This is a genomic window from Stenotrophomonas africana (assembly GCF_013004645.1).
In the GTDB taxonomy this organism is placed as follows: domain Bacteria; phylum Pseudomonadota; class Gammaproteobacteria; order Xanthomonadales; family Xanthomonadaceae; genus Stenotrophomonas; species Stenotrophomonas africana.
This window is the reverse complement of record NZ_JABEME010000001.1, coordinates 786,318-798,575: the sequence shown is the minus strand read 5'-3', so window position 1 is coordinate 798,575 and position 12,258 is coordinate 786,318. Positions and strand designations below refer to the sequence as shown.

General features: G+C 65.0%; 9 protein-coding genes and 5 tRNA genes. 12 read left to right on the top strand and 2 right to left on the bottom strand.

The window, feature by feature from the left end:
• Window positions 1-97: 97 nt before the first annotated feature.
• The 11 genes from tig to HLA98_RS03965 all read left to right on the top strand — a co-directional run bounded on the left by tig (window position 98) and on the right by HLA98_RS03965 (window position 9,427).
• A complete protein-coding gene (gene tig, locus HLA98_RS04015) occupies window positions 98-1,393 on the top strand; it encodes a trigger factor (protein WP_049448004.1) in 1,296 nt (431 codons plus the stop codon).
• A gap of 76 nt (window positions 1,394-1,469) precedes the next feature.
• Entirely contained in the window at window positions 1,470-2,096 is a 627-nt protein-coding gene (gene clpP, locus HLA98_RS04010) for an ATP-dependent Clp endopeptidase proteolytic subunit ClpP (protein WP_004146318.1), read from the top strand.
• A gap of 126 nt (window positions 2,097-2,222) precedes the next feature.
• Window positions 2,223-3,512 (top strand): ATP-dependent Clp protease ATP-binding subunit ClpX, encoded by a 1,290-nt coding sequence (clpX, locus tag HLA98_RS04005; RefSeq protein ID WP_032129320.1) that lies wholly within the window; start codon window positions 2,223-2,225, stop codon window positions 3,510-3,512.
• A gap of 142 nt (window positions 3,513-3,654) precedes the next feature.
• The gene (gene lon, locus HLA98_RS04000) at window positions 3,655-6,105 is read left to right on the top strand and encodes an endopeptidase La (RefSeq protein WP_049448003.1); all 2,451 of its coding nucleotides are present in this window, start codon (window positions 3,655-3,657) and stop codon (window positions 6,103-6,105) included.
• 217 nt (window positions 6,106-6,322) lie between these two features.
• Window positions 6,323-6,595, top strand: coding sequence for a non-specific DNA-binding protein Hbs (locus HLA98_RS03995; RefSeq protein WP_004146343.1), 273 nt, complete (start codon window positions 6,323-6,325; stop codon window positions 6,593-6,595).
• 11 nt (window positions 6,596-6,606) lie between these two features.
• Window positions 6,607-6,681, top strand: a tRNA-Val gene (locus tag HLA98_RS03990).
• A gap of 26 nt (window positions 6,682-6,707) precedes the next feature.
• Window positions 6,708-6,784, top strand: a tRNA-Asp gene (locus HLA98_RS03985).
• Window positions 6,785-6,866: 82 nt separating this feature from the next.
• Window positions 6,867-6,943 (top strand) — tRNA-Asp (locus HLA98_RS03980).
• Between the two features lie 87 nt (window positions 6,944-7,030).
• Window positions 7,031-7,107, top strand: a tRNA-Asp gene (locus HLA98_RS03975).
• 106 nt (window positions 7,108-7,213) lie between these two features.
• Window positions 7,214-7,290 (top strand) — tRNA-Asp (locus HLA98_RS03970).
• A 181-nt stretch (window positions 7,291-7,471) separates the two neighbouring features.
• Complete coding sequence (locus HLA98_RS03965) at window positions 7,472-9,427, top strand: peptidyl-prolyl cis-trans isomerase (RefSeq protein ID WP_057499974.1); 1,956 nt, start codon at window positions 7,472-7,474, stop codon at window positions 9,425-9,427.
• A gap of 213 nt (window positions 9,428-9,640) precedes the next feature.
• Here HLA98_RS03965 and HLA98_RS03960 read toward each other — a convergent pair whose 3' ends face one another.
• Together HLA98_RS03960 and gloB are read right to left on the bottom strand one after the other, a co-directional pair.
• Window positions 9,641-10,840, bottom strand: coding sequence for a lytic transglycosylase domain-containing protein (locus HLA98_RS03960; protein ID WP_057499975.1), 1,200 nt, complete (start codon window positions 10,838-10,840; stop codon window positions 9,641-9,643).
• Complete coding sequence (gene gloB, locus HLA98_RS03955) at window positions 10,837-11,601, bottom strand: hydroxyacylglutathione hydrolase (RefSeq protein ID WP_057499976.1); 765 nt, start codon at window positions 11,599-11,601, stop codon at window positions 10,837-10,839. The genes HLA98_RS03960 and gloB overlap by 4 nt, the downstream gene beginning before the upstream one ends.
• An 11-nt stretch (window positions 11,602-11,612) precedes the next feature.
• On the opposite strand from gloB, the gene HLA98_RS03950 reads away from it, so the two are divergent.
• Window positions 11,613-12,257 (top strand): methyltransferase domain-containing protein, encoded by a 645-nt coding sequence (locus HLA98_RS03950; RefSeq protein ID WP_057499977.1) that lies wholly within the window; start codon window positions 11,613-11,615, stop codon window positions 12,255-12,257.
• The last annotated feature ends 1 nt before the right edge of the window (window position 12,258 follow it).

Below are 12,258 nucleotides of genomic sequence, written 5' to 3'. Positions count from 1 at the left end.
CTGCGGCAAGCAGGCGCGTCCCAGACGTCGTGTCCTTACAACCGTTTCATCCCAATCATCGAGCCGGGGGCGTGGGCCGCCGGTGGCAGGAGTCAACATGCAAGCTTCGATCGAATCCACCGGCAACCTGGAACGCCGCCTGAGCTTCTCGCTGCCGGAAGAGCGTCTGCAGAGCCACATCGTCGGCCGCCTGGGCGAAATCGCCCGCACCACCCGCATCAAGGGTTTCCGTCCGGGCAAGGTGCCGGCCAAGGTGATCGAGCAGCGCTTCGGCGCGCAGGTCCGTGGTGAGGCGCTGGACGGCCTGCTGCGCGAAACCTTCGATGCCGCCGTGCGTGAGCACGACCTGCGCATCGTGGGCAGCCCGCGCATCGACAAGGGCGACGAGGGTGAGTTCTCCTTCGTGGCCACCGTGGAAGTGGTGCCGGACTTCGGCGATATCGACGTCAGCAAGCTGACCGTCGTGCGCCACAGCGCCGAGATCACCGACGCCGACATCGACCAGATGATCGAGAACCTGCAGAACCAGCGTCGTACCTGGGCCCCGGTCAGCCGCGGCGCACAGGACGGTGACCTGGTCGCGGTGGAAACCTGGTCGCAGGCCGGCGAAGAGCGCCTGCCGGCCGAGGGCACCGAGAAGGGTTCGATCGTGCTGGGCCAGGGCATGATGTTCGAAACCATCGAAAAGGGCCTGGTCGGCCTGGCCAAGGGCGAAGAGAAGACCCTGGACGTCGAGTTCCCGGCTGACTGGCGCGTGCCGGTGCTGGCCGGCAAGACCGTGCAGGTCACCGTCAAGGTTGCCGAAGTGTCCGAGCCGGTCGTGCCGGCGGTCGACGAAGCCTTCATCAAGAGCTTCGGCGTGAAGGGTGGCGATGTGGAGCAGTTCCGCAGCGACATCCGCGCCAACCTGGAGCGCGAGCTGAAGGGCGCCCTGATGAACCGCCTGCGCCGCGAAGTGGGCGAGCAGCTGATCGCTGCTTACTCCTCGGTGGAAATGCCGCCGCGTCTGGTCGAGAACGAAGCCCGCGCCATGCTGGCCCAGCAGGTCGAGCAGATCCGCCGCAACGGCCAGAATGTCGGTGAGATCCCGGCCGATGCCCACGAAGGCTTCAAGGACGCCGCCGCCAAGCGCGTGCTGGTCGGCCTGCTGGTCGGTGAAGTGGCCCGCATCAACGACCTGCGCCTGGAAGCCAAGCGCCTGAACGAAACGATGCGCCTGATCGCTTCCACCTACGAAGAGCCGGAACAGGTCATTGAGATGTACCGCAACGACCCCCAGCTGATGTCTGGTCTGCAGAACCGTGTGATGGAAGAGCAGGTGATCGACTGGATCGCCGAGCGCGCCCAGCACACCGAAGAGAAGCTGTCGTTCCAGGACGCGATCCGCCAGTAAGCCCGGGCGGATCACCGGATGCCCCGCGCCTTTGCCGGCGCGGGGTTGTAGCCCCCCAAGATAGGTACCTCACGTAATGGACAACCGAACCAAAGCCCTGAACCTGGTTCCGATGGTGGTCGAGCAGACCAGCCGCGGCGAGCGTGCCTACGACATCTATTCGCGCCTGTTGAAGGAGCGCCTGATCTTCCTCGTGGGCCCGATCGACGATCACATGGCCAACGTGGTGGTGGCGCAGTTGCTGTTCCTGGAATCGGAAAACCCGGAAAAGGACATCAACATCTACATCAACTCGCCGGGTGGCGTGGTCACCGCCGGCATGGCGATCTACGACACCATGCAGTACATCAAGCCGAATGTGAGCACCACCTGCATCGGCCAGGCCGCCTCGATGGGCGCCCTGCTGCTGGCCGCGGGCGAAGCCGGCAAGCGCTATGCGCTGCCGAACTCGCGCGTGATGATCCACCAGCCGTTGGGCGGCTACCAGGGCCAGGCCACCGATATCGACATCCACGCACGTGAGATCCTGACCCTGCGTTCGCGCCTGAACGAGGTGCTGGCCAAGCACACCGGCCAGTCGCTGGAGACCATCGCGCGCGATACCGAGCGCGACAACTTCAAGAGCGCCTTCGAGGCGCAGGCCTACGGTCTGGTCGACCAGGTCCTGGAGCGTCGCCCGGATGAGTCGATCCAGGCCGGTTGACCGGCCTTCACGGGGCCATGGAGGCCCCGTTCCTGCAGGGTCGGGCGGGACTGGTGTCCCCTCGGCCCTGTGCTATTCTCGAATCGAACCCCCGTTCAGCGGGTGGGGTAACTGGGTAAGCGAAGCATGAGCGAAGACCGCCAAGGTCGTTCCACGGACACCGGCAAGATCCTCTACTGCTCTTTCTGCGGCAAGAGCCAGCATGAAGTGCGCAAGCTGATTGCGGGTCCGAGCGTGTTCATCTGTGATGAATGCGTGGAGCTGTGCAACGACATCATCCGTGAGGAACTTGAGGAAAAGGCGCAGTCGGCGCGCAGTTCGCTGCCGAAGCCGCGCGAGATCCTCGAAGTCCTCGACCAGTACGTGATCGGCCAGAACCGCGCCAAGCGCACCCTGGCCGTGGCCGTGTACAACCACTACAAGCGCATCGAGAGCCGGCAGAAGAACGACGACGTCGAACTGGCGAAGTCGAACATCCTGCTGGTCGGCCCGACCGGTTCGGGCAAGACGCTGCTGGCCGAGACCCTGGCCCGCCTGCTCAACGTGCCGTTCACCATGGCCGACGCCACCACGCTGACCGAAGCCGGTTACGTGGGCGAGGACGTGGAGAACATCATCCAGAAGCTGCTGCAGAAGTGCGACTACGACGTCGAGAAGGCGCAGCAGGGCATCGTCTACATCGATGAAATCGACAAGATCTCGCGCAAGAGCGAGAACCCGTCGATCACCCGCGATGTGTCCGGCGAAGGCGTGCAGCAGGCCCTGCTGAAGCTGATCGAAGGCACCGTGGCCAGCGTTCCGCCGCAGGGCGGCCGCAAGCACCCGCAGCAGGAATTCCTGCAGGTGGACACCAAGAACATCCTGTTCATCTGCGGCGGCGCGTTCGCCGGGCTGGACAAGGTGATCCAGGCCCGTTCCACCGACGTCGGCAGCATTGGCTTCGGCGCCAAGGTGAAGAGCAGCGAGCGCAAGCAGGAAGTGGGCAAGGTGCTGGCTGAAGTCGAGCCGGAAGACCTGATCAAGTTCGGCCTGATCCCCGAGTTCGTCGGCCGCCTGCCGGTGGTGGCGACCCTGGAGGAGCTGGACGAGCCGGCCCTGATCAGGATCCTGACCGAGCCGAAGAACGCCATCACCAAGCAGTTCAAGAAGCTGTTCGAGATGGAGAACGTCGAGCTGGAGTTCCGCCCGGACGCGTTGTCGGCCATTGCCCGCAAGGCGCTCAAGCGCAAGACCGGTGCCCGTGGCCTGCGCACCATCGTCGAATCAGTCCTGCTGGACACCATGTACGACCTGCCGTCGCAGGAAAACGTCAGCAAGGTGGTGGTGGACGAGTCGGTGATCGAGCACAAGTCCGAGCCGTACCTGATCTACCAGACCCCGGCGGCTCCTGAACAGAAGGCCGCAGGCGCCGAGTGATCCTTCCAGGTTGTTGATTGGAAAGGATTTTCAAGGAATGCCTTGCATCTGAAAGCCGATGGCCCCATAACGGGGCCATCGGCTTTTTTTGTCTCCGGAAGATGCCCTCCCGGAGGCGGTTTTCCCCTTCCCTGGAGCCCCCATGGCCCGTTCCCCAAGTGAAACCCTCGACCTGCCGGTCCTGCCGCTGCGCGACGTAGTGGTGTTCCCGCACATGGTCATCCCGCTGTTCGTCGGCCGTGACAAGTCCATGCACGCGCTCGAACAGGCAATGGAATCGGACAAGCGCATCCTGCTGCTGGCGCAGAAGTCGGCCGAGACCGATGACCCGCATGCGGCCGACCTCTACCAGGTCGGTACGCTGGCGCAGGTGCTGCAGCTGCTGAAGCTGCCCGACGGCACCATCAAGGTGCTGGTCGAAGGCCTGTCGCGCGTACAGGTCACCCACGTCGACGAGCGTAACGGCTCGCTGCACGGCCAGGCCGTGGAGATCGACGCCACCGACGAGCGCGAAGCACGTGAGGTCGAGGCGATCGCCCGCTCGCTGATGTCGCTGTTCGAGCAGTACGTGAAGACCAACCGCAAGCTGCCGCCGGAGCTGCTGCAGACGCTGTCGGGCATCGATGAGCCGGCGCGCCTGGCCGACACCATCGCCGCGCACATCAGCGTGCGCCTGGCTGACAAGCAGCGCCTGCTGGAAACGCTGGCCGTGGGCGACCGCCTGGAGATGCTGGTCGGCCTGGTCGATGGCGAGATCGACGTGCAGCAGATGGAGAAGCGCATCCGCGGCCGCGTGAAGTCGCAGATGGAGAAGAGCCAGCGCGAGTACTACCTCAACGAACAGATGAAGGCCATCCAGAAGGAACTGGGTGACCTGGACGACGCGCCGGGCGAGCTGGAAGAGCTGGCCCGCAAGATCGCCGAAGCCGGCATGCCGAAGGCCGTTGAAGCCAAGGCGCGCAACGAACTGAACAAGCTCAAGCAGATGTCGCCGATGTCGGCCGAAGCGGCGGTCGTGCGCAACTACCTGGAGTGGTTGCTGGGCGTGCCGTGGAAGAAGCGCAGCAAGGTGCGCAAGGACCTGAAGGTCGCGCAGGACACCCTCGATGCCGATCACTACGGCCTGGAGAAGGTCAAGGAACGCATCCTTGAATACCTGGCGGTGCAGTCGCGCGTGAAGCAGATGAAGGGCCCGATCCTGTGCCTGGTCGGACCGCCGGGCGTGGGCAAGACTTCGCTGGGCCAGTCCATCGCCAAGGCCACCAACCGCAAGTTCGTGCGCATGTCGCTGGGCGGCGTGCGCGACGAGGCCGAGATCCGTGGCCACCGCCGTACCTATGTCGGTTCGATGCCGGGCCGCATCGTGCAGAACCTCAACAAGGTCGGCAGCAAGAACCCGCTGTTCGTGCTGGACGAGATCGACAAGATGTCGATGGACTTCCGTGGCGATCCGTCTTCGGCGCTGCTGGAAGTGCTCGATCCGGAGCAGAACAACGCGTTCAACGACCACTACCTGGAAGTGGACCTGGACCTGTCCGAAGTGATGTTCGTGGCCACCTCGAACTCGCTCAACATTCCGGGCCCGCTGCTGGACCGCATGGAAGTGATCCGCATCCCTGGCTACACCGAGGATGAGAAGCTCAACATCGCCACCCGTTACCTGGTGCCGAAGCAGATCAAGGCCAACGGCCTGCAGCCGGAAGAACTGGAGATCGGCAGTGATGCGATCCAGGACATCGTGCGCTACTACACGCGCGAATCGGGCGTGCGCAACCTGGAACGCGAGATCGCCAAGATCTGCCGCAAGGTGGTGAAGGAGATCGCGCTGGCCGGCCCGCAGCCGGCGGCGAAGGCGAAGAAGGGTGCGAAGAAGAAGGCGCTGGTGAGCGTGTCCAGCAAGAACCTGGACAAGTACCTGGGCGTGCGTCGTTTCGACTTCGGCCGTGCCGAGGAAGAGAACGAGATCGGTCTGGTTACCGGCCTGGCCTGGACCGAAGTCGGTGGCGACCTGTTGCAGATCGAATCGACGCTGGTGCCGGGCAAGGGCCAGCTGATCCTGACCGGCCAGCTCGGCAACGTGATGAAGGAATCGGCATCGGCGGCGCTGTCGGTGGTGCGTTCGCGCGCGGTCGGCTTCGGCATCGACAGCGACTTCCTGCAGAAGCACGACGTGCACCTGCACGTGCCCGATGGTGCCACCCCGAAGGATGGCCCGAGTGCCGGCGCGGCGATGGTCACTTCGCTGGTGTCGATGCTGACCAAGGTGCCGGTGCGTGCCGATGTGGCCATGACCGGCGAAATCACCCTGCGCGGTCGTGTCACCGCCATCGGTGGCTTGAAGGAGAAGCTGCTGGCCGCACTGCGCGGCGGCATCCGCACGGTCATCATCCCGGAAGAGAACCGCAAGGATCTCGCCGACATTCCGGCAAATGTCACCCGCGATCTGAAGATCGTGCCGGTGAAGTACATCGAAGAAGTCCTCGACCTGGCGCTGGAGCGTCCGCTGGCACCGAAGAAGGCGCGCAAGAGTGCGCAGCGCGTCACGGTGCGCAGCAAGGCAAAACCGAGTGGAAGCGCGCGCGTCAAGCATTGACGCGCGCTGTCCAATGGCCCGAAACCCGCGTCGTTGCTGGCTTTTCACCTTGCGTGGGGGTAGGGCCGCTGGTATAAAAGCAGCACTCGCGAATGAGTGATCGCTGTCAGCGATGACTGAATCGGCGAACCGTTTCCACATGGCGGCCGCATGCAGAAGGCATGCGGTTGCTTCCCTGTCGAATAAGCGGAACCCACCGCCAAAGGAGTTGTAGAGAATGAACAAGACCGAATTGATCGATGCCGTTGCTGAAGCTGCAGACCTGACCAAGGCCGAGTCCAGCCGCGCCGTCGATGCCGTCGTTGCTGCCGTCACCAAGGCGCTGAAGGACGGCGATGCGGTCACCCTGGTTGGCTTCGGTACCTTCCAGGTCCGCGACCGTGCTGCACGCACCGGCCGCAACCCGAAGACCGGCGACACCATCAAGATCGCTGCTTCGAAGAATCCGTCGTTCAAGGCTGGTAAGGCCCTGAAGGATGCTGTAAACTAAGCGGCTCGCTGGGGTGCTTAGCTCAGCGGTAGAGCGTCTCCTTTACACGGAGAGGGTCGGGGGTTCGAAACCCTCAGCACCCACCACAGCACCGCGGTAAAAGTTTGAGTGTGGAGCGGTAGTTCAGCTGGTTAGAATGCTGGCCTGTCACGCCGGAGGTCGCGGGTTCGAGTCCCGTCCGCTCCGCCATTCAACGAGGCCTCCGGCCAAAAGCTGGAGGCTTTGTTTTCTTCCCGGTCCAGGCCGGCTGAAAGCAAAAAGGTAACAATGCGGAGCGGTAGTTCAGCTGGTTAGAATGCTGGCCTGTCACGCCGGAGGTCGCGGGTTCGAGTCCCGTCCGCTCCGCCATTACATCGAGGCCCCCGGCCGAAAGCTGGGGGCCTTGTCTTCTCACCGACGGGTTCGGAAAGAAGACGAACAGGTTTTTGCAAGAACGGAGCGGTAGTTCAGCTGGTTAGAATGCTGGCCTGTCACGCCGGAGGTCGCGGGTTCGAGTCCCGTCCGCTCCGCCATTGCAGAATTCTTAAGTCCCTGTGAAAAAACTTTGAAAAAAGTGTTCATCGGGCTGGGTTTCCAGAGAGTCTTCGGATATACTGGGCGCCTGCAAAGTTCAAGCGCGGAGCGGTAGTTCAGCTGGTTAGAATGCTGGCCTGTCACGCCGGAGGTCGCGGGTTCGAGTCCCGTCCGCTCCGCCAACTCTAAAAGCCCTCGGCGCAAGCCGGGGGCTTTTTCTTTGTGCCGTGCCGCAGGCCTGCCGATGTGCTGATGGCGCAGGTCCGCGAAGATCGGCGCAGGCCGCGCCGGTGCTGCTTTTGGTCCCTGCGGCGAAGCGGGTTACACTGCCGGGCTCGCCAATCAGGCCTTGTGATTCTCACCATGCTGCAGAAACTCCGCGACAAGACCTCAGGCTGGATCGTCACCGTGATCCTGGGGCTGCTGATGATTCCGTTCCTGTTCGTGATCGACAACAGCTACCTCGGTGGCGTTGGCGCACAGAACGTGGCCAAGGTTTCCGCGCCGCCGACCTGGTGGCGTTCGGCGCCGTCGTGGTGGCCGGTGCGCATGCTGTGGCAGCACCACGAGATCAGCGCGCAGGATTTCCGCACCCGTTTCGAGCAGGAGCGCATGCGTGAGCGCCAGCAGCAGGGTGAGAACTTCGACCCGCGCGCGTTCGAAAGCACTGAAAACAAGCTGGCCGTGCTCGACCAGCTGATCGACGAACAGGTCGTGCGCCTGGTCGGCGAGCAGGCCGGTGTCGTGGTCGGCGATGGCGCGGTGCGTGAGTACATCGCCACCATCCCCGCCTTCCTCGATTCGAATGGCAAGTTCAACGAGAACAACTACCGCCTGGCCCTGGCCGGTGGCAATCCGCCGCGCACCCCGACCCAGTTCCAGGAGCTGGTGCGCGAGAGCCTGCAGCAGTCGGTGATCCCGTCGGGCCTGCAGAACTCCGGCTTTGTCACCCAGTCCGAGACCGAGCGTCTGCTGAAGCTGCTGGGCGAAACCCGTGACGTCGAACTGGCTGCGCTGCCGGAAGTGCCGGCTGATACCGCGCCGGTCACCGACGCGCAGATCAAGCAGTGGTACGACAGCCACAGCAAGGATTTCCGTCAGGCCGAGAGCGTGTCGCTGGAGTACGTCGAGATCAACGGCGCCAACCTGCCGGCACCGACCGCGGCTGACGAAGCGACCCTGCGCAAGCGCTATGAAGACGAGAAGGCGAAGTTCACCTCGCCGGAACAGCGCCAGGCTGCCCATATCCTGATCACCGGTGACGGCGCTGAAGCCAAGGCGAACAAGATCGCTGCCGAAGCCAAGGCGGCGGGTGCCGACTTCGCGGCGCTGGCCAAGGCCAACTCGGAAGACCCGGGTTCGAAGAACCAGGGCGGTGATCTGGGCTGGGTCGAGCGTGGCGCGATGGTCAAGCCGTTCGAGGACGCTCTGTTCGCCGCCAAGGCGGGTGACGTGATCGGTCCGGTGAAGACCGACTTCGGCTACCACATCATCAAGGTCGCCGCGGTGCGTGGTGGCGAAGGCAAGTCGTTCGAGGAAGTGCGTGACACGCTGGCCGCAGAGCAGCTGAAGGCCGACGGCGAGCGTGGCTTCAACGAGCTGGCCGGCCGTCTGGTCGATGCCATCAACAAGAGCCCGAGCGACCTGGCCGCTGCCGCCAAGGAAGTGAACCTGCCGCTGCAGACCCTGGGCCCGATCACCCGTGCCACCGCCAGCGGTATTGCCACTGACCCGGCCGTGCTGCGTGCGGCCTTCTCTGAAGTGCTGGTGCAGGACGGTACCGCCAGCGACCCGATCGCCCTGGGCGGTGCCACCAACCACAGCGTGGTCATCCGCGTGGCCGCGCATACCCCGGAGCAGGCGATGCCGCTGGACAAGGCGCGTGAGCAGGTGATCGCCGCGATCCGCGCCGACCGCCAGCGTCAGGCCAGCGACAAGGCCGCCGACGCCGTGCTGGCCAAGCTGAAGGCGGGTGCCACCCTGCAGTCGCTGGCCGCCAGCGAGAAGCTGCAGGTGAGCCCGATGCCGGGCCTGCCGCGCAGCCAGCCGGTGCCGACCCCGGAAATCAACCGCGCGATCTTCAGCGCACCGGTCCCGGCCGAGGGCAAGCCGAGCTACGGCAAGGTCGACGTCAACGGTCACGCGCTGCTGTTCGCGGTGAACAAGGTCAACCCGGGCGACATCAAGGAAGTGACCGCCGAGCAGCAGAAGCAGCTGAAGGACCAGCTGAGCCAGATCGACGGCATGGCTGCGGCCAAGGCCTACATCGACGCGATGCGCAAGAAGTTCGTGGTCCAGACCACCGAAGCGAACCTGTAAGCCCACCGGCTGCAGGTACGAAAAAGGCCCGGCAATGCCGGGCCTTTTTTTGTGCGTTCGCCTCGTTTGTGGCGCGCTTGAGCTTTGGTAGTGGTCGAGCTTGCTCGACCGCCTTTTGTAGAGTCGAGCCGTGCTCGACTGCATCTGCCGGGCGCAGACATGAAAAAGCCGAGCATGGGCTCGGCTCTACACGGGAGGCACTTGGCCTGCGCGTCAGTCTTCGACGCGCAGTACCGCGCCCGGCTTCAGCACGCTGCTGCCACTCAGACCGTTCAGCGATAGCAGCGCCTTTACCGGCATGCCGTAGCGGCGGGCAATGGTCCAGGCCGATTCGCCATCACGCACGGTGTGGCGGCGGCTGCGCGGACGGTCGGCGATCGCGGCCACGGTCTTGGCCACCTGTGGCGTCGGTGCCGCCGTGGCGACTGGCGCAGCGCTGGCGACCAGGGCAGATGCAGTGTCCGCCACCGTCGCATTGGCAGCCGAGACAGGGGCCAGCACACGGGTGGTGCCGGAGGCGCGGCCACCCGAGGCCAACGCCGGGTTCAGGCGGGCGATCTTCGCCGGGTCCAGGGCGCGCTGTGCGGCCCACTGCTGGACGCTGGTGCCCGCGGGCAGGGTGTGGTCCTTCAGCACCGGCACGGTGCGGTCCAGCGAGGCCATCACGCCCGGCTGGTCTTCCACGTCTTCCAGCACGCAGGCCAGGGCGTGCAGCTTCTCGACGTAGGCATGAGTGACCGGCGACAGGCCCGGCAATGCCGAGGGCTTGGCGTTCTGCGCGTTCATGCCGGCCTTGCGCATGGACTGCAGCACCCGGTACTCGCCGGCGTTGTAGGCCATGGTGGCCAGTCGCCAGTCGCCGCCGAACATGCCGTGCAGGGTCTTCAGGTAGCGCACCGCGGCCTGGGTCGAATCAACCGCCGACAGGCGGCCGTCGTAGCCGTTGGCCATCGGCACGCGATGGTTGCGTGCGGTGGTGGCGATGAACTGCCACAGGCCGGTCGGGCCGCTGCCGTTGCGGGCATTGGGCCGATAGCCGCTTTCCACGAAGGGAATGAGCGCGAATTCGGTGGGCAGGTTGGCCTTGCGCAGCTCTTCGACCACATAGCCGAACAGCACCAGCGCATCGTCATCCTGGTTGGCCAGGCGCGAGGGGGCGTGGGCGAACTGCTTCTGCCAGCGGGGGCTGGTGGCCTCGGCATCGCAGCTGGGCTCGGCCAGGCCGTCGCGGAAGCTGGTGAAGATCTCCTGGCCGTTGCGCACCGAAGCGGCGGGCAGCGCTGAAGCGTCCAGCGGCAGGGCCGCAGCGGCGGTCAGGTTCTGGCTGATCCCAGCGCCCAGCGACTGCGCGCCCGCGGTTCCGGCCAACCCCAGGACAAGGCCCAGGGCCAGCGGCAGACTTCGGCGCATCATGCGCGGAAGCCGTCTTTCCAGTGCCGGAGACCGGCCATCACGTCGACGTCGTCCACGACGTCACGGCCCAGGTGTGCCGACACCGACGCACGGATAGGCGCCGCGTGCACACGCAGGAAGGGATTGCAGTCGAATTCGTTGGCCAGGGTTACCGGCAGGGTGGAACGGTCATCGCGGCGCATGGCCAAAGCCTCCTCTTGGCGCTGCCACAAGGCAGCGTTGGCGGGGTCGACATGCCGCGCGAAGACGGCATTTGACACGGTGTACTCATGAGCGCAACAAAGCAGCAGTTGCGCGGGCAGGGCACCCAGCTTGCGCATCGATGCCAGCAGCTGGGACGGCGTACCTTCGAACAGGCGTCCACAGCCCAGGCTGAACAACGAATCTCCGCTGAAAAGATGTTCAGCAGTGTGAAACGCGATGTGGCTGCGGGTATGCCCGGGCACGGATAGTACGTGGAACGTCCGGCCCAGTGCCTGAACGCGTTCACCTTCGCCGACCCGCTCGGTTGCGGTGGGAATGCGTTCTTCGACCGGCGCGACAACCCGCACGCCGGGGAAACGTGCCTGCAATGCCGGCACGCCACCGATGTGGTCGTCGTGGTGATGGGTAAGCAGGATCGTGTCCACGTGCAGGCCCTGATCGGCCAGCGCGAGCACCGGCGCGGCGTCACCGGGGTCAACGACCACGGCGGCGCCATCGTTGTCGATCAGCGTCCAGATGTAGTTATCCGCAAATGCGGGCAGGGCGGTCAGTCGCATAGAATTGGACCATGCCCGCGCTGCAGAGCACCCGTCAAGCGAGCCAGACCCCGTGGTTCGACACTGAGCCGGCGGAGGCCTTGCGCGTGCTGGAGCGGCAATTGCTGCTGCCGCAGCTGTCGGTGCTGCCGGCGCAGCCCTGGCTGTGGATCGCACCAAGTGCGGCCTGGCTGGACGACGCACAGCTGGGCGGGCGCGGTCTGCGCCTGTTCCGGCAGGGGCAGGGCTATGCCGGCGACACCCGTTGTGCGCTGCCATTGCCGCTGGCCAATGAAAGCGTCAATGCGATCGTGCTGCAGCATGTCACCGCGACCGATGCTGACCGGCTCCTCGACGAGTGCGAACGCGTTCTGATGCCGGGCGGCCATCTGTGGCTGAGCAGCCTCAATCCGTTCAGCCCGTATCGCACGCGCTGGCGCCAGCATGGGCTGGTGGTGCGCACGCCGCAGCGGATCCGCCTGCTGCTCAGCCGTCATGGGCTGGAGTGCGACGATATGCGTTACCTGGGCCCGCTCTGGCGCGGCGAGGGCAGTCGCCGGCCCGCAGGCTGGGCGCCGCTGCGCGCGGCCTGCCTGTTCCATGCGGAAAAACGCACGCTGGCCCTGCCTGGGCCGAAACCGCTGCCGGTGCGCTGGCACGGCACCGTAGCTACCTGAT